The sequence below is a fragment of the Brevundimonas sp. UBA7506 genome, from assembly GCF_002479495.1.
Classification (GTDB): Bacteria; Pseudomonadota; Alphaproteobacteria; order Caulobacterales; family Caulobacteraceae; genus Brevundimonas.
In genome coordinates, this window is sequence record NZ_DLNQ01000005.1 from 163,465 (window position 1) to 180,668 (window position 17,204).

Annotated in this window: 17 protein-coding genes; 9 read left to right on the forward strand and 8 right to left on the reverse strand. The window is 67.5% G+C overall.

The genetic code is table 11. From position 1 onward, the window contains the following. The 8 genes from alr to rpsF all read right to left on the reverse strand — a co-directional run bounded on the left by alr (window position 1) and on the right by rpsF (window position 7,785). On the reverse strand, window positions 1–1,038 hold the full coding sequence (gene alr, locus B3K53_RS02540) for an alanine racemase (protein ID WP_292082516.1): 1,038 nt from the start codon (window positions 1,036–1,038) through the stop codon (window positions 1–3). A 50-nt stretch (window positions 1,039–1,088) separates the two neighbouring features. Further along, window positions 1,089–2,585 carry a replicative DNA helicase gene (locus B3K53_RS02545; protein WP_292083355.1) on the reverse strand — a complete coding sequence of 499 codons (1,497 nt, stop codon included), beginning with the start codon at window positions 2,583–2,585 and terminating at the stop codon, window positions 1,089–1,091. A 114-nt stretch (window positions 2,586–2,699) separates the two neighbouring features. Continuing rightward, window positions 2,700–3,065 carry a hypothetical protein gene (locus B3K53_RS02550; protein WP_292082517.1) on the reverse strand — a complete coding sequence of 122 codons (366 nt, stop codon included), beginning with the start codon at window positions 3,063–3,065 and terminating at the stop codon, window positions 2,700–2,702. Window positions 3,066–3,129: 64 nt separating this feature from the next. Further along, entirely contained in the window at window positions 3,130–3,771 is a 642-nt protein-coding gene (locus tag B3K53_RS02555) for a DOPA 4,5-dioxygenase family protein (RefSeq protein WP_292082518.1), read from the reverse strand. Further along, window positions 3,768–6,164 (reverse strand): TonB-dependent receptor plug domain-containing protein, encoded by a 2,397-nt coding sequence (locus B3K53_RS02560; protein WP_292082519.1) that lies wholly within the window; start codon window positions 6,162–6,164, stop codon window positions 3,768–3,770. Before B3K53_RS02560 ends, B3K53_RS02555 begins: the two co-directional genes overlap by 4 nt. 364 nt (window positions 6,165–6,528) lie before the next feature. Beyond that, window positions 6,529–7,113: a 50S ribosomal protein L9 gene (gene rplI / locus B3K53_RS02565; protein WP_292082520.1), complete on the reverse strand. Its 585-nt coding sequence runs from the start codon at window positions 7,111–7,113 to the stop codon at window positions 6,529–6,531. A 1-nt stretch (window position 7,114) separates the two neighbouring features. Beyond that, window positions 7,115–7,393, reverse strand: coding sequence for a 30S ribosomal protein S18 (rpsR, locus tag B3K53_RS02570; protein ID WP_105564333.1), 279 nt, complete (start codon window positions 7,391–7,393; stop codon window positions 7,115–7,117). An 11-nt stretch (window positions 7,394–7,404) separates the two neighbouring features. After that, window positions 7,405–7,785: a 30S ribosomal protein S6 gene (gene rpsF, locus B3K53_RS02575; protein WP_292082521.1), complete on the reverse strand. Its 381-nt coding sequence runs from the start codon at window positions 7,783–7,785 to the stop codon at window positions 7,405–7,407. Window positions 7,786–8,021: 236 nt separating this feature from the next. Here rpsF and B3K53_RS02580 point away from each other — a divergent pair, with 236 nt between their 5' ends. The 9 genes from B3K53_RS02580 (at window position 8,022) to gmk (ending at window position 17,174) form a co-directional block, all read left to right on the forward strand. Beyond that, entirely contained in the window at window positions 8,022–9,311 is a 1,290-nt protein-coding gene (locus tag B3K53_RS02580) for an Nramp family divalent metal transporter (RefSeq protein WP_292082522.1), read from the forward strand. A 93-nt stretch (window positions 9,312–9,404) separates the two neighbouring features. Beyond that, window positions 9,405–10,838, forward strand: a complete 1,434-nt coding sequence (locus B3K53_RS02585) for a purple acid phosphatase family protein (protein WP_292082523.1) — start codon at window positions 9,405–9,407, stop codon at window positions 10,836–10,838. Window positions 10,839–10,928: 90 nt separating this feature from the next. Then, window positions 10,929–11,873 carry an ACP S-malonyltransferase gene (fabD, locus tag B3K53_RS02590; protein WP_292082524.1) on the forward strand — a complete coding sequence of 315 codons (945 nt, stop codon included), beginning with the start codon at window positions 10,929–10,931 and terminating at the stop codon, window positions 11,871–11,873. 19 nt (window positions 11,874–11,892) lie between these two features. Continuing rightward, complete coding sequence (fabG, locus tag B3K53_RS02595) at window positions 11,893–12,633, forward strand: 3-oxoacyl-[acyl-carrier-protein] reductase (protein ID WP_292082525.1); 741 nt, start codon at window positions 11,893–11,895, stop codon at window positions 12,631–12,633. A gap of 182 nt (window positions 12,634–12,815) precedes the next feature. Continuing rightward, complete coding sequence (locus B3K53_RS02600) at window positions 12,816–13,055, forward strand: acyl carrier protein (RefSeq protein WP_105564338.1); 240 nt, start codon at window positions 12,816–12,818, stop codon at window positions 13,053–13,055. Window positions 13,056–13,174: 119 nt separating this feature from the next. Next, a complete protein-coding gene (gene fabF, locus B3K53_RS02605; RefSeq protein ID WP_292082526.1) occupies window positions 13,175–14,455 on the forward strand; it encodes a beta-ketoacyl-ACP synthase II in 1,281 nt (426 codons plus the stop codon). Between the two features lies 1 nt (window position 14,456). Continuing rightward, window positions 14,457–15,650: an endolytic transglycosylase MltG gene (gene mltG, locus B3K53_RS02610; protein ID WP_292082527.1), complete on the forward strand. Its 1,194-nt coding sequence runs from the start codon at window positions 14,457–14,459 to the stop codon at window positions 15,648–15,650. Further along, on the forward strand, window positions 15,647–16,543 hold the full coding sequence (locus B3K53_RS02615) for a YicC/YloC family endoribonuclease (protein ID WP_292082528.1): 897 nt from the start codon (window positions 15,647–15,649) through the stop codon (window positions 16,541–16,543). The genes mltG and B3K53_RS02615 overlap by 4 nt, the downstream gene beginning before the upstream one ends. Next, a complete protein-coding gene (gmk, locus tag B3K53_RS02620; protein ID WP_292082529.1) occupies window positions 16,533–17,174 on the forward strand; it encodes a guanylate kinase in 642 nt (213 codons plus the stop codon). The genes B3K53_RS02615 and gmk overlap by 11 nt, the downstream gene beginning before the upstream one ends. The last annotated feature ends 30 nt before the right edge of the window (window positions 17,175–17,204 follow it).

The window sequence follows — 17,204 nt, forward strand, 5'->3', positions numbered from 1 at the left end:
CTAGCCGACGTAGAGGCGCGGCACGCGCGGCGTGATCGAGGTCAGCATTTCGTAGCTGATGGTTCCCGCCGCCGTCGCCGCGTCGTCCACCAGACGATGGGCGCCGAAGATCTCGACCGTGTCGCCGGCCGCCACATCCAGGCCGGTGACGTCCACCGCCAGCACGTCCATCGACACCCGGCCGATGATGGAGCGAAGTTGGCCCGCCACCCAGACCTGACCGCGCGGGCTGTTGCTGCGCATGACGCCATCAGCATAGCCGGTGCCGCAGGTCGCCACGCGGATCGGAGATTCGGCGCGATAGCCCTGCGAATAGCCGACCGTCTCGCCCGCAGGCACGTCGCGCACCTGCATGATCTGGGCGTTCAGAGTGGCGACGGGGGCTATGCGGCTGTCGGGCCTGCCCTCGGGCCCGCCGCCGTAGAGGCAGATGCCTGGCCGCACCACGTCAAAGGCGAAGTCCGGCCCCAGGAAACAGCCGCCCGAGTTGGCGAAGGATCGCGTCACGTCCGGATAGCGCGTAACCGCCGCGGCATAGGCGTCGCGCTGGGCGCGGTTCATCGGGTTGGCGGGCTCGTCGGCGCAGGCCAGGTGGGTCATCACCAGCTCGAGCCCCTCGAAGGGATCGGGCGCGTCCTCGATGCGGAAGCCCAGTCGGTTCATGCCGGTGTCCAGTTGCAGGCCGCAGGCCCCGCCGCCCGCCGCCGTCCAGGCCTCGATCTGGCCCGGCTGGTTCAACACGGGGCGCAGGTTCGCCGTCTTGATCAAGGCCGCCGATTGGCCGTGGCACCCGTCGAGCACATAGATGACCGGCTCAGGCCCGACGGCCTCGCGCAGCAGCACGCCCTCGGCCGCCCGCGCCACGAAAAAGGTCCGCGCGCCCTCGGCCATCAGCCGCTTGGCCACGGCGGCGGCGCCCAGGCCGTAGCCGTCGGCTTTCACGACCGGATTCACCGGCACGCCGGTCAGGCCCTGCAGGGTGTGGAAATTGCGCGCAAGGGCGCTGAGATCGACGGTGAGGGAGGCGGGGAGGGACATGGAGACCTTATGCCGCAAGATTTGTGCGGCGCCACGACCCTTGGGTCGAATTACTCAGGAATATCCGCATAGGCGCCGTAGCGATCATCGTGGGCCAGGTTGCCGAAGCGGACGGTGTCTGCGTCGAAGGCCAGCTTGACGATGCCGATGGGGCCGTGGCGCTGCTTGCCGATGACGACCTCGGCCTGGCCTTGCAGCCGGTCCATGTCCTGCTGCCATTGCAGGTGTTCTTCGGTGCCTTCGCGCGGCTCGGCGCGGCCCAGATAGTAGCTTTCGCGATAGACGAACATGACGCAGTCGGCGTCCTGCTCGATCGAGCCGGATTCCCGCAGGTCGGACAACTGGGGCCGCTTGTCGTCGCGCTGTTCCACCTGACGTGACAGCTGCGACAGGGCGATGATCGGCACGCCCAGTTCCTTGGCCAGGGCCTTCAGACCGCCGGTGATCTCGGACACCTCCTGCACGCGGTTCTTCTGGCCGCCGCCTTCGCCCGTCGTCACCAGCTGAAGGTAGTCGACGATGATCAGGTCCAGGCCGTGCTCCATCCGCTTCAGCCGTCGCGCGCGCGCCGCCAGCTTGGAGATGGAAATGCCGCCGGTGGCGTCGATGTAGAGGGGGCTCTCGCCGATCTCGACCGCCGCGTCGCGCAGCTTGCCAAAGTCCGAGGCGTCGATCTCGCCCTTACGCAGCTTGTCCGACGACACGCCGGACGCGTCGGCCAGGATACGCATGGCCAGCTGTTCGGCGCTCATTTCCAGCGAGTAGAAGGCCACGACGCCGCCGTTGACCGTCTTGCGGCCCTCGGGCGTCGGCTCCCACTGATAGGCGCGGGCGACGTTGAAGGCCATGTTGGTCGCCAGCGCCGTCTTACCCATCGACGGACGGCCGGCGAGGATCAGAAGGTCGGACGGGTGCAGGCCGCCCAGCTTGCGGTCCAGGTCGACCAGGCCGGTGGCCAGACCGGCCAGCTTGCCTTCGCGCTGATAGGCCTCGCCCGCCATTTCCACGGCGCCGGCCAGGGCGGTGGAGAAGTTGACGAAGCCGGACGAGGGCTTGCCCGTCTCGGCCAGCGAATAGAGGGTCTGTTCGGCCTGTTCGATCTGCTCGTCGGCGGGCGTGTCCGGGTTGGGCGCCTCCTTGATCATCTCGCCGCCGATGCGGATCAGGTCGCGGCGCAGGGCCAGGTCATAGATGACGCGGGCGTAGTCGGGCGCATTGGCCGCCGGGGGCGCGCGGTCCACCAGATCGGCGAGGTAGCGCAGGCCGCCGAACTCGTGGAAGGCGGGGTCCTGCTTGAAGCGCTCCATCAGGATGGTCGGCTCGGCCAGCAGGCCCTGACGGATGTGGTCTTCGATCGCGTCGAACAGTCGCTGGTGGAAAGGCTCATACATATGTGAGCCGCGCAGACGGTCGCTCAGCCGCTCGAACACGGCGTTGTCGAACATCAGCGAGCCCAGCAGCGCCTGCTCCGCCTCTAGGTTGTGGGGCATCGACGAGACGGAGACCTGATCGGCGTTTCCGTAGGGCATGGGGGCGAAGGCGTTCATTGAAATACGCATAGCCCTAACCGGCTCGTACGTCAGATGCGGCCGTCGCTGTCATGGGGACCATCCGACGCCGTCTGTGGACGGTCCTGAAAACCCCTGACGGATCAGCGGGGGTCAGGCCGGGCAGGGATGCTCCGCCGCCATCCATTCCCGCACGGCCTGGGTCACGCTGATGTTGCGCCGCGCCTGGGGGATGGCGTTGAAGCGGGCCAGCAAGGCGTCGGCGGACAGGCTGACCTTCTCGGGCATACAGGTGGCCGGGCGGCGACCTGCGGTCCGCGCGGCGTCCTGTTCGCCACGCACAGCGGTGAAGGCCTGCTTGACCTCGTTCATCAGGCGTCGCGTGTCCGACCGCAGCAGGGCGGTCGGATTGCGCGGGATTCGGTTGGCGGACGTCAGGAACTCCTGAACCGTCATGGCGCTGGCGCTGCCGGCCCACAGGCTGGCGGCGAGAGCGAGGACGAGCGTGGCCTTCTTCATGCGGACCCCTCCGATTGGAACGGCCCAGCTTCTCGCCCCTGCGATGAATGCTCGATGAACGCTGTCAGGTCTCTAGCGGAACCGTCGGCAGGGTGTTGGGATAGATCCGTTCGATGTCGCCGCCCGCCGCCTTGGCCGAGCGCGCCATGCGAAAGGCGTTCACCGGCTGCGTCTCGCCGATCCACAGGGCGTTGATCAGGTGGTCGGCATAGGGATCGTCGGTGTTGGGGTGGATCAGGATCTTCAGCCCCAGATGGTTCAGCATCAGCCACGGAATGACGGTCGGAACCTGTTCCTTGGCGAAGCCGAAGTAGAAGGAGGGCGTGGTGTGCGGGCCGCGCGGCCCCTCGTTCCACTCGCCCAGCTCGACCTGAAAGCGATGGATGACCCAGTCGCGCAGCTGAGCCGCGCGATAGGCCGTGTCCTCGTTGAAATAGATATGGGCGTGATAGCTGCTGATCTCGGTGTAGGCGCGCGGCGCAGTCGGCAGATCAATGCCGCGCGGCAGCGGCTCGGGCGGACCCTTGGGGCGCGCGCCCCATGGGCTGAGGGTGCTGTCGTCGCCCACCTGAACCGCCGCTTCGGCCGGGCGGGACGAGACGGCTGCGGCGGTCGCCGCCGCAGCCGCCACGCCGCCCCCGACCAGCAGGGCCCGGCGCGAGCCGGAGGGGAGAACTCCCTCGCGCTCGGGTCCCGCCGCCGTCACCACTTCACGCTCAGGCGGGCGTAGCCGTAGCGGCCGTTGAAGCCGAACGGAGAGTAGTAGGGGAAGCCCAGAACCCCGTTGCTGTTCAGCGTCGCGGGCACGAAGTCCGGGTATTCGTCGAAGACGTTGTCCACGCCCACGGCCAGGCCGACGCGGTCGGTGAACTGGAAACGGCCTTCCAGATCGACCGTGGTCTTGGCCCCGGTCGAGTAGTCGTTGGCCGGGGTCGAGCCGGCCTGCAGCACGTCGGCGTAGTAGGTCGCCCGCGCCGTTGCGCCCCAGCGGCCGAACTTCCAGTCCGCCGAGCCTGAGACCTTCGTATCCGGCGTGCCTTCCTCGATGGTGAGGATGCGGCTGCGGGCGAACAGGGTCGGCACCGGGTTCAGCACCGAGGAGGAGGTCGGCAGCCTGGTCACGCTGACGTCGTTGACGTTGGCGGCGACGGTGAAGTCCCAGTCGCCGACGCTTTCGGTGCGCAGGCGATAACGGCCCACCACGTCCACGCCCTCGGTCTCGGTCGTCACGCCGTTGAGGAAGAAGCGCGCCGCTTGGACGCCCAGCGGGTCCAGCAGACCCGCGACCTGGGGCGAGAAGCTGCGGTTGATCAGTTCGGACAGGACGATCTGGTCCTCGATGGTGATCTTGTAGGCGTCCACCGTCAGGTCGAAGTCGCCCAAGCGGACCACCGCGCCCAGCGAATAGTTGGTCGAGGTCTCAGGCTTCAGCGCCTTGGCGCCCAGGGCCGTGGCGACGGCGCTGGTGGCGGGGAAGGTGCCGGTTTCGACCACGGCGCCGTTCTGGATCACCGACGAGGTCGAGGTGAAGAAGCTCTGCTGCAGCGACGGCGCGCGGAAGCCGGTCGAGACCGAGCCGCGCAGGGCGAAGTTGGGGCTGAAGTCATAGCGCGCGGCCAGCTTGCCGGTCTGGGCGTCGCCGAAGTCGGAATAGTCCTCGACCCGCAGGGCGCCCTCGACCGTGAACTTGTCGGTCAGCGGGATTTCCACGTCGGCGTAGAGGGCGACCGCGTCGCGGTCTTCGTCCACCTCGTTCGAGGGCTGGAAGCCGACGAAACCCTGCGCGCCGCCGGCGAGGGCGGTGTTGCCGCCCAGCGGGCCGCGGTTCCAGGATTCCGGCTGACCGGCCTCGATCTTGTAGCCCTCGCGACGGGCCTCCAGACCCCAGGCGAAGTTCAGCGGGCCGCCGAGGCCGACCTCGAACTGACGGGTGAAGTCGGCGCCGAAGACCAGCTGGTCATAGATCAGGCTGCCGGAATCGAAGCTGGTCGGCGAGGCCGCGCCATAGGTGGCGTTCAGCGAGTCCTCGGTGCGGAAATCCAGGGCGTTGCGGCCATAGACCAGGCTGAAGTCGGCGTTCCAGCCAGCGATCTCGCCCTTCACGCCTCCTGCCAGGGACAGATCCTTCGAGTTGATGGCGATCTTGGGCAGGAAACCGTTGGGATAGACGGCGGGGACGTTGTTGGCGTTGTTGGCCAGGCGAGGGAAGGCGGCGCCTTCGCTGTCGCGGTCCTGATAGCCGGCCCAGCCGTAGGCGTCCCAGCCCGCGGCCAAAGGCTTGCCGGCGTTGGCGAAGACCGTCCACTGCTCGACCTCGGGGTCGCCCAGGCGGGCGGTCACGGCGTTGGGGGTGACGCGCGGATCCAGATCCGAACGGTTGGTCGGCTCGCGGTTCAGGTACTCGGCGGACAGGGTCAGGAAGCCGTCGGACCCGAGACCCAGGCCCTGCCATGCCGAGGCGGTGACGGTGCGGCCGTCGGTCTCGTCGCGCTCGCCGCGCGCGGTCTTCACGGTCGTGGCGTACTGGCCGTAGGTGACGCTGGCGCCGCCGCCCTCGCGGGCCTCCTTGAGGCGCAGGTTGATGACGCCGGCGATAGCGTCCGAGCCGTACTGCGCCGAGGCGCCGTCGCGCAGGACCTCGACCCGGTCCAGGGCGCCGGTCGGGATGGCGTTCAGGTCGACGGCGGCCGAGCCGCGCCCGACCGTGCCGTTGACGTTGACCAGGGCCGAGGCGTGGCGGCGCGTGCCGTTCAGCAGGACCAGGGTCTGATCCGGCGACAGGCCGCGCAGTGTGGCGGGACGGATGGAGTCCGAGCCGTCATTGGCCGAAGGACGGGCGAAGCTAAGCGACGGCACGGTCTGGGCCAGGGCGGCGGCGAACTCGGTGGTGCCGCGGTTCGACAGGGTCTCGGCGGTCACGACATCGACGGGGGCCAGGGTGTCGAGGCGCGAGCGGCTGGGCACGCGGCTGCCGGTGACGACGATGTCATCAACCGAGGTGGCGTCGTCGGGCGCTTCTTGAGCCGAGGCGGCGCCCGCGATCAGCAGGGCGGCGCCGGATGCCGCGAGGAACAGACTGGAACGATAGGCGAAGGTCATCTCGAGAGGTCAGCTTTTCTGATTGGACGCAAGGCGGCGGGCGGCGCCGTTGAGCGGCGCCGTGAGGCTGCGTCGATTGTCTGGGTGGTCAGGGCCGGCGGCGGACCGGCCGAAGGGCGATCAGCGGCGGGCTGGACATCGCGTCGGTCGAAGGACCGGGCGGTGTGTTGTGGCGTACAGGCGCATTCGCATCATCGTCTCCTGCCCATCGGGGAGGATGAGCCATGGCGATATTGCGGTGCGAAAGCGGCGTGGAATATCGAGAATATATCGCCTAATAATTAGAAAAACTAAATAATCGAGCCAAGAAAAAGGGGCGCGTCCCGAAGGACACGCCCCTTGATCGATACCGTCAGTCGACAGATCAGGCTTCGTCGCCGAAGCCTTCTTGTTGACCGGCGCCGCCTTCGATCAGTTCTTGGGCGGCTTGTTCGGCGGCGTTACGCTCGTCGTCGAACTGGGCGCGGATGACATCCTCGCCCTTCGCTTGACGCTCGGCTTCTTCAGCCGAACGAGCGATGTTGATCTTGACCGTGGCGCGGACCTCGGGGTGCAGGCGAACCGGCACTTCGTGGACGCCCAGGGCCTTGATCGCGACGTTCAGCACGACTTGCGAACGCTCGACCTTGCCGCCTTCGGACTGAATGACTTCAGCCACGTCGCGACCGGCGACCGAACCGTACAGGTGACCGGTTTCACCGGCCTGACGGATCATGACGTAGGTCTGGCCGTCGATCTTGTCGGCGACCTTCTGAGCTTCGGCCTTGTTCTTCTCGTTGCGGGCTTCGATAGCCGCGCGGTCGAGTTCGAACGCCTTGAGGTTGGCCGAGGTCGCGCGGCGAGCCTTGTCGCGCGGCAGCAGGTAGTTACGAGCGAAGCCGTCCTTGACGGTGACGACGTCGCCGATGGCGCCGAGGTTCTCGACGCGTTCCAGCAGAACGACCTTCATCTTACTTCACCACGTACGGCAGGAGGGCCAGGTAGCGAGCGCGCTTGATGGCCTTGGCCAGTTCGCGTTGCTTCTTGGCGGAAACGGCGGTGATGCGCGAGGGCACGATCTTGCCGCGTTCGGAAACGTAACGCTGCAGCAGCTTCACGTCCTTGTAGTCGATCTTCGGCGCATTGGCGCCCGAGAACGGGCAGACCTTGCGGCGACGGTAGAAGGGACGACGGCCGGCCGAGCCGGAGCCGGCCGGGGCGCCCGGGATGGGAGCGGTGGTGTCGGTCATGATCCGGTTCCTTATTCCGAGGCCGCAGCTTCGTCGGCGCGCGGGGCGCGATCGCGATCGCGCTCACGTTCACGACGGGCCAGCAGGGGCGACAGTTCCAGGTCGAGTTCCTCGACGCGGACGGTCAGCCAACGCAGAACGTCTTCGTTCAGCGACAGCTGACGCTCGACTTCGGCCACGGCGGCGGCCGGGGCGTCGATGGCGAGCAGGGAATAGTGAGCCTTGCGGTTCTTCTTGACCCGGTAGGTCAGGTTGCGCAGACCCCAGTACTCGATCTTGGCGACGCTGCCGCCGCCTTCTTCGATCAGAGCCTTGATGGTGTCGTTCAGCGCTTCGGCCTGTTGCGCCGAGATATCCTGGCGCGTCATGACCGTGTGCTCGTAAAGAGCCATGCGGTAGTCTCCCTTGTGGGCATCGGCGTGAATGGGACCGGGTAGTCCTGTCCACGATGGCTCCTGAAGCGGCGGCCGGGATGACTTCCCGAACCCTTTGGCGTTCCGCAACAGGACCGAAGCCCTGGAAAGGCGGCGCGTATAGGCGAAAAAGCCCGTCAGAGCAAGGCTGACCGACCCGCGTTGCCAAGCGCAGCCGAAACAGCGGATGGTCTGCGCCTGACCGGAGACGCCGCATGACTTCATCCGAGCCGAACGCCTTTCTGAAAAGGCGCTGGTCCCTGATCGGGCCCGGCATCGTCGTCGCGGCGACGGGCGTGGGGGCCGGAGATCTGGTGGCGACCCTGATCGCCGGCTCGCGCTTCGGCTACGCTCTATTATGGGCGGCCATCATCGGCACGGTGCTGAAGATCGCCCTGGCCGAGGCCGTGGGCCGCTGGACCCTGGCCAGTGAGCGCACGATCTTCGACGGCTGGTCCAGCCTGGGGCAGGGGCTGCTGCCCGGCGCCATCGGCCGGAGGCTGAACTGGGCCGGGCTTTATTTCGGCCTCTACGTCGTCATCTGGGGCTTTGTTTACGGGGCGGCGGCCATGACGGCGACGGCCCTGCCGCTGGCGGCCCTGTTCCCGGCGCTGGACCTCAAGGTCTGGGGCATGTTGAGCGGGATCGCGGGGCTGACCTTCGTCTGGTTCGGCGGTTACGGCCTGTTCGAGAAGGTGATGACCGCCTGTGTCGGGGTGATGTTCGTCACCGTCGTGGGTCTGGCGGTGATCGTGACGCCTGATATTCCGGCCCTGCTGACCGGCCTGTGGCCAAGACTGCCACAGGGGTCGGTCTTCTATACCCTGGGCCTGATCGGCGGGGTGGGCGGGACTATCACCATGGCGGCCTATGGCTATTGGCTGAACGCCAAGGGCTGGAAGGGGCCGGGCTGGATGGCTGTGATGCGGCTGGACAACCGGGTCGCTTATGTCGTGACCGGGGTCTTCGTGGTGGCCATGCTGATCGTCGGGGCCGAGCTGCTGCACGCGGCGGGCATCGCGCTGAAGAGCGGCGACCGGGGACTGCTGGATCTGGATCAGGTGCTGAGAGAGCGGTTCGGGCGGCCGGTCTCCATCCTCTTCCTGGTCGGCTTCTGGGCCACCAGCTTCTCCAGCCTGCTGGGCGTCTGGCAGGGCGTCAGCCTGATGTTCGCCGACTTCACCGCCCATGTGCGGGGCCGCTTTGACGATCCGAAGGCTCGGGGCGACAAGAGCAAGGCGTTCCGCGCCTATGCTTTGTGGCTGACCTTCCCGCCCATGTCCCTGCTCTTCATCGAGCGACCGTTCGGCCTGATCGTGGCCTATGGGGTGCTGGGCAGCCTGTTCATGCCCTTCCTGGCCGGGACATTGCTGTGGCTGTTGAACAGCGAACGCGTGCCGAGGGAATGGCGCAGCCACTGGGTGTCCAATAGCCTGCTGGCGGCCGCGGCGATCCTGTTTGCCGTTCTGGCGAGCAAGGAACTGATCGGTCTGATCCCGTCGTAGACGGCGCAATCCTCGCAGGAGTTTCACAAAAGCCCCGGCGAACCGTTGCATTAGGCGGCTACCTCGTCGCCCCAGACTATCGGGGAGACTTCCATGAAACTGTCCGCCGCCTTCTTGGCTGCCGCCGCTGTCCTGATGGCCGCCGCGCCGTCGATGGCCCAGACCGTCGCCCCGCCGGACCCCGATCCGCTGCCGCCGCCGCTGCACGCGCCGAACGGTCGCTGGGCCGCCAAGGGCTGGGCTGACCGCATTGTGCTGAGCCCCGCCGCCGACGCCGCGCGCGGCGCAGGCGTAGCCTGGCGCACCGACACGCGTCAGACCGCCGCCGAAGCCCAGATCGCCGAGGAGATCGACGGCCCGTTGCTGGGCTTTACCGCTCGCACCGTGGCAGGAACCACGGCCCCGATCCAGAACGAGAACGGTCAGGCCCTCTATCATCAGGTCCGTTTTGACGGCCTGAAACCCGACACCCGCTATGTCTATCGTGTCCGCGCCGCCGACGGCTGGAGCGAGTGGCTGCCGTTCCGCACGGCCAAGGCGGAGTTCGCGCCCTTCCGCTTCATCTATCTGGGGGACACCCAGAACGACATCCTCGAGATCGGCTCGCGCGTGATCCGCTCGGCCTTCAAGGAGGCGGGGCCGGCGGCTCTGGTTGTCCATGCCGGCGATCTGGTGGCTCAGCGCGAGGTCAAGGTTCACGACGACGAGTGGGGCGAATGGACCGAGGCCGGCGGTCGCGCCTTCGCCATGACGCCGCAGCTGCCGGCGACCGGCAATCACGAGTATATCGATCATATCCTGCCTGGCGGCGAGGAAACGCGCGTCCTGGGGCCGCACTGGGCTTTGCAGTTCGCCTTGCCGGATAACGGCGCCGAGGGCGTCAAGGCGACCAGCTACTTCGTCGACTATCAGGGCGTGCGCTTCATCGTTCTGGACGGCACGGCGGCGCTGGATCTGGGCGGGCTGGAGGCGCAGACGCGCTGGCTGGACGCGACGCTGGCCAGCAGCCCTGCGCGCTGGAACGTCGCCCTGTTCCACCAGCCCATCTACACCTGCGCTCGACCCGAAGACACGGAAGAGCTGAAGGCGGCATGGAAGCCGATCTTCGACGCCCGCAATATCGATCTGGTGCTGCAGGGCCACGACCACTGCTACGGTCGCGTCTCCAACCCGGCCGGGGCCGAGGCTTCGCGCGCCGACAGCGCGGCGGGGCGTCCGCAGGGACCGGTCTATGTCGTCTCGGTCACCGGCTCCAAGATGTACGGTCTGAACGACCGCGCGGACACCCAGCCCGTTCGTGCTGCCGAAAACACCGAGCTGTACCAGTTGATCGACGTGGAGGCCGACCGTCTGTCGTTCCGCGCCTTCACCGCTACGGGACAGCTGTACGACGCCTTCACCCTGACGCGGGGCGCGGACGGTCGTAATCGCCTGACCGAGAGTGATCAGAGCCTGCTGGCGTTGCGCCGTTGCGACGGCGCGGCGGGGCCGGACGACCGTCCCTGCACCGCTGAAATCAAGGACTGAAGAGGGACGATCCGCCGTTCTTCTTGCCGTAGGGGAGGGTTTCGCCTACCCCTCGGCGCCTTGAATCAACGGACCACGGATCGTTCCTTTATGACCCTCGCGCTTCTCTTCCCCGGTCAGGGCAGCCAGAGCGTCGGCATGGGCGCAGCTCTCGCCGAGGCTTTCGCCAGCGCACGCGACGTCTTCGCCGAGGTCGACGACGCGCTGAACCAGAAGCTGTTCGACCTGATGCGCGAAGGCCCGGAAGACCAGCTGACCCTGACCGAAAACGCCCAGCCGGCCTTGATGGCGGTTTCGGTCGCGGCGGCGCGGGCGCTGAAGGTCGAGTTCGGCGTCGATGTGACCAAGGCCGGCTTCGTCGCCGGTCACTCGCTGGGCGAATACTCGGCCCTGGCGGCGGTCGGGGCGATCAGCCTGTCGGACACGGCCCGCCTGCTGAAGCTGCGCGGCCAGGCCATGCAGCGCGCCGTGCCGGTGGGCAAGGGCGCGATGGCCTCGCTGATCGGTCCCAAGACCGACCTGGCCCTGGCCGAAGAAGCGGCCAAGGCCGGTTCGGAAGTCGGCGTCTGCGTCGTCGCCAACGACAATAATAACGGCAACGTCGTCATCTCGGGCGACAAGGCCGCCGTGGATCGCGCCATCGAGAAGGCCAAGGAACTGGGCGCGCGCGCCATTCCGCTGAACGTCTCGGCGCCCTTCCACTGCCCGCTGATGCAGCCCGCCGCCGATGAGATGGCCGCGGCTCTGGCGGACGCCAAGATCCTCGCCCCGGCCGTGCCGGTGGTCGCCAACGTGACGGCTCGCCCGGAAACGGACGCCGAGGTGATCCGCCGCCTGCTGGTCGAGCAGGTCACGGGCCGCGTGCGCTGGCGCGAGAGCATGGAGTGGATGGCTTCGGAAGGCGGCGTGACCCGTTTCGCCGAGATCGGCTCAGGCAAGGTCCTGACCGGCATGGCCAAGCGCATCGCGCCGGACGCCGAGAGCCTGGCGCTGAACACGCCGGAAGACCTCGAAGCGTTCGCGAAGTCGCTCTGATTTCATAGGGATAGAAACAATGTTCAATCTTTCGGGAAAGATCGCCCTGGTGACCGGCGCGACCGGCGGCATCGGCGGGGCCATTGCGCGTTCGCTGCACGCTCAGGGCGCGACGGTGGTGCTGTCGGGCACGCGCGAAGCCGTGCTGGCTGATCTGGCCAAGGAACTGGGCGAGCGCGCCTTCTTCGCCGCCGCCAACCTGTCGGACGCGGAATCGGTCGATGGCCTGATCGCGCGCGCCGAGGAAGCCGCCGGCGGCCCGCTGGACATCCTGGTCGCCAACGCCGGCATCACCAAGGACGGCCTGCTGATGCGGATGAAGGACGAGGACTTCCAGTCCGTCATCCAGATCAACCTGGAATCCTATTTCCGCCTGACCCGCGCCGCGGTGAAGGGGATGATGAAGCGCCGTTCGGGCCGCATCATCGGCGTGACCTCGGTGGTCGGCGTGACCGGCAACCCGGGCCAGACCAATTATTCGGCGTCCAAGGCCGGCATGATCGGCTTCTCCAAGTCGCTGGCTCAGGAAGTCGGTTCGCGCGGGATCACGGTGAATTGCATCGCGCCCGGTTTCATCGCCTCGCCGATGACCGACGTGCTGAACGACCAGCAGCGCGAGGCCATCCTGACCAAGATTCCGTCGGGCCGTCTGGGCACGGGCGATGAAATCGCCGCCGCCGCCGTCTATCTGTCGTCGGACGAAGCCGCCTATGTGACGGGCCAGACCCTGCACGTGAACGGCGGCATGGCGATGATTTAAGGCGTTGCGCGTCGCGATCACGACGCGCAACAATCTATTTCCCGCCCCGATGGCTGTGCTAAAGGGCGGGAACGCTTCGCGGCGGTGAGTCCCTTCGGGTCTTGCTTCCAAGGGGCTGCCGTGACACGGCGAACACTGAGACCCCGCCTTCACGGCGACAAACAACAGGCAGAGAGACACTCATGTCCGACACCCTCGAACGCGTCCGCAAGATCGTTATCGACCACCTGGACGCCGATCCGGACAAGGTCACGGAAAAGGCCTCCTTCATCGACGACCTGGGCGCCGACTCGCTCGACAACGTCGAGCTGGTCATGGCCTTCGAAGAAGAATTCGACGTCGAGATCCCGGATGACGCCGCTGAGCACATCCAGACCGTCGGCGACGCTGTGAAGTTTATCGACGAGAAGCTGGCTGGCTAATCCAGCTGCGATCCGTCGCACTTCCTGAGTGATGGCCGCCGTGGCGGGCCCCTAGCGGGACCGTCCGGCGGCCATTATTGTTTTCGGTCACGATTCTTATAGTCCAAGGAGCGCGAACCATGCGCCGCGTCGTCATCACGGGCCTCGGCCTTGTCACTCCGCTCGGTTCGGGCGTGGAACATGTCTGGCAAGGCATCGTCGAGGGCCGCTCGGGCATCGGTCCGATCACCGCCTTTGACACCGAGGGCTATGGCTGCACCATCGCCGGCGAAGTGCCGTCGGTGGATGGTCGCGGGCGCGGCGCGCCGGACCAGCCGGGCGTCTTCGATCCCGATCAGGTGATGTCGGCCAAGGACCGCAAGCGCGTCGACGACTTCATCCTGTACGCCATCGCCGCCGCCGACGAGGCCCTGGCCGATGCGAACTGGAAGCCCGAGTCTGAGGATGACAAGGAAGCCACCGGCGTCATGGTCGGCTCCGGCATCGGCGGCCTCGGTCCCATCGCTGACACGGCCATCGTGCTGAAGGAACAGGGCGTCCGTCGCGTTAGCCCCTTCTTCATCCCCTCGGCCCTGATCAACCTGGCCTCGGGCCAGATCTCGATCCGCCACGGCCTGAAGGGTCCGAACCACTCGGTCGTCACCGCCTGCGCCACCGGCGCCCACGCCATCGGCGACGCGGCCCGCATGATCGCCTTGGGCGACGCCGAGGTCATGGTGGCGGGCGGCGCCGAAAGCTCGGTCGTGCCGATCGGCATCGCCGGCTTCCTGGCCTGCAAGGCCCTGTGCACCGCCTATAACGACACGCCCGAGAAGGCGTCGCGTCCCTATGACCGCGGCCACGCCGGCTTCATCATGGGCGAGGGCGCCGGCATCATGGTCCTGGAAGAGTACGAACACGCCAAGGCGCGCGGCGCCAAGATCTACGCTGAAGTCGTCGGCTACGGCATGAGCGGCGACGCCTATCACATCACCGCCCCGTCGGAAGACGGCGACGGCGGCCTGCGGGCCATGAAGGCGGCGCTGAAGCGCGCGGGCCTGCAGCCCTCGGACCTCGATTACGTCAACGCCCACGGCACCTCGACCATGGCCGACTGGATCGAGTTGAAGGCCATCGAGCGTCTGGTCGGCGATCACGCCAAAGACGTCGCCGTCTCTTCGACCAAGTCGATGACGGGCCACCTGCTGGGCGCCGCCGGCGCTATCGAGAGCATCTTCTCGGTCCTGGCCATCCGCGATCAGATCGCCCCGCCGACCATCAACCTGGATGACCCGGAGATGGAGACGCCGATCGATCTGGTGCCGCACAAGGGCAAGCCGATGAAGATCGATGTCGCTATGTCCAACAGCTTCGGCTTTGGCGGCACCAATGCGGCTGTGATCTTCAAGAAGGTCGACTGATTTGGCCAAGGCTCCGTCGCGTCGTTCCGCGCCCAAGGTTCGCATCCCCAAGAACCGCGTGCCGAAGCGGGGCGGCGGCGGAGCCGCCAAGTCCGGCCTCGGCGTCGGCCTGATCACCGCCGCCGGGACGCTGGGCGTCTTCGTCCTAGCCGCCCTGATCGGCCTGTGGGTCGTCTATTGGGGACCGGGGCCCAAGGCGGCCGAGGGCGACGCCACCGTCGTCACCCTGCCGTCGGGCGCGGGCGTGTCGGCCATCGCCGCCAATCTGAAATCCTCGGGCGTGATCCGCTCGACCGACCTGTTCCGCGTCGCCGTCAGCCTGAGCGGCGCCGACCGCAAAATCCGCGCGGGCGAGTACGAGGTCCCGTCGGGCGCCTCGCTGGCCACCGTGGTCGACCTTTTGGTCGACGGCAAGGCGGTGCGCTACTACGTGACCCTGCCGGAGGGCTGGTCCTCGGCGCAGGCGGTCGACATCCTGATGAAACAGCCGGTCCTGACCGGCGAGGTCGAGGTCCCCGCTGAGGGCAGCCTGTGGCCCGACACCTATGAGGTCTCCCGTGGCGAGACCCGCGCCTCGGTCGTCGCCCGCATGCAGCGCGCGGCCACGAGCAAGCTGGCGACCCTGTGGGCGGCGCGCTCGCCCAACACCATCGTCACCACGCCGGAAGAGGCCATGGTGCTGGCCTCCATCGTCGAGAAAGAGACGGGGCTGGCCTCGGAACGGCCCGAGGTGGCGGCGGTCTTCACCAACCGTCTGCGGCTGGGGATGCGGCTGGAGAGCGACCCGACCATCGTTTACGGCGTGACCAAGGGCCGTCCGCTGGGGCGCGGCATCCGCGCCTCGGAACTGCGAGCCCAGACGCCGTGGAACACCTATCTGATCGACGGCCTGCCGCCGACGCCCATCGCCAATCCCGGCGAAGAGGCGCTGAAGGCGGTGCTGAACCCGCCGCGCTCAGAATATGTCTTCTTCGTCGCCGACGGGACGGGCGGCCATGTCTTCGCGCGGACCTATCCCGAGCACCTGCTGAACGTGGCGCGCTGGCGCGAGATCGAGCGCCGCAAGGCCGGCCTGCCGCCGGGCCAGGCGGCCTCGGTCCCCGGCGCGGCGCCGACGCCGATGGGCGAGGCTGCGCCCGTGGCCATCCCGCCGGGCGCCAAGGTCATCTCGGTTCCCACGGCGGTCGCGCCATGAGTGCGATCTCCGGCCCCATCTCTGGAATGACCGGCTTCGGTCGGGCCGACGGCGTGCTGGACGGCTGGACCTGGACGGTCGAGGCGCGCTCGGTCAACGGGCGCTCGCTGGAGGTTCGCTATCGCGGGCCGGGCGGGTTCGAGAACCTGGAGCGTCTGGCCAAGGCGGCGGCGCAAGCCCGTCTGAACCGGGGCCAGGTGACGCTGGGCGTCCAGGCCAAGCGGGCCGAAGGCAGCGAGCCCGCCCCGCGCGTCAACGAGGCCGTGTTGGCCACCTATCTGAAGCTGGCGAACCAGTTGGCGGAGGAGGGGGCGACGCCGCCCTCGGCGGACGGTCTGCTGTCCCTGCGGGGCGTCATCGAGGTGGCTGAGGAGGTCGAGGACCCTGAGGCCCATGCCGCCCTCGAAGCCGCCATCGCCGCGACCGTCGAACAGGCGCTGGACGCCTTGAAGCAGTCGCGTCAGCGCGAGGGCGAGCAACTGATCCCGGTCATCCACGACTTCGTCGGGACCATCGAAGCTCTGACGGCGCGCGCTGAACTGGAGGCCTCAAGCCAGACCGAGGCGATCCGCGAACGCTTCACGCGCCGGATCAGCGAACTGGCCCCCGATGCGCCGGGTCTGGACGAGCGAATCTTCCTCGAAGCCGCCGCCCTCGCGACCAAGGCGGACGTGCGCGAGGAACTGGATCGCCTGACCGCGCACGTCGCATCGGCCCGCACACTGTTGCAGCAACCCCCCGCAGGGCGAAAACTCGACTTCCTGATGCAGGAATTCATGCGCGAAGCGAACACGCTCTGCTCGAAATCCGCTACCACGCCGCTCACCGGAATCGGCCTCGAACTGAAGGCCGTCATCGAGCAGCTTCGAGAACAAGTTCAGAATGTCGAATAACCGCACCCCCCGCCGTGGCGTCCTGCTGATCGTGGCCAGTCCGTCGGGGGCCGGGAAAACCTCGCTGTGTCGCCGCCTGATGGCCGACCACAAGGGGCTGGAGCTGTCGGTCTCCATGACCACACGCGGCATTCGCCCGGGCGAGGTCGACGGCCGTGACTACAACTTCGTCAGCCATGAGGAATTCCAACGTCTGATCGACGCCGACGCCTTCCTGGAATGGGCCGACGTGCACGGCAACCGTTACGGCTCGCCTGCCGCGCCGGTGAACCGCGCCTTGGCCGAGGGCCGCGACGTCCTGTTCGACATCGACTGGCAGGGCGCCCGCGACGTGGCCGAGAAATGCCCCGGCGACGCCGTGCGCGTCTTCGTCCTCCCGCCGAGCCTGGAAGAACTGCGTCGCCGCCTGGTGACCCGTTCGCAGGACGCCGACGACGTGATCGAACGCCGCGTCGCCAACGCCAAGGGCGAGATCGAACACTGCGACGAGTTCGACTACGTCCTGGTCAACGAGGATTTCGACAGCAGCTATGCGGAGCTGGCGCACATCTATCACGCCGAACGCAGTCGCCGCGCCCGCAATCTGTGGGTCGAGGGCTACAAGGCCGCGCTGCTGAAGGAAGTGGTCTGACTTGATCGCTTTTCCCTCTCCCATTGGGAG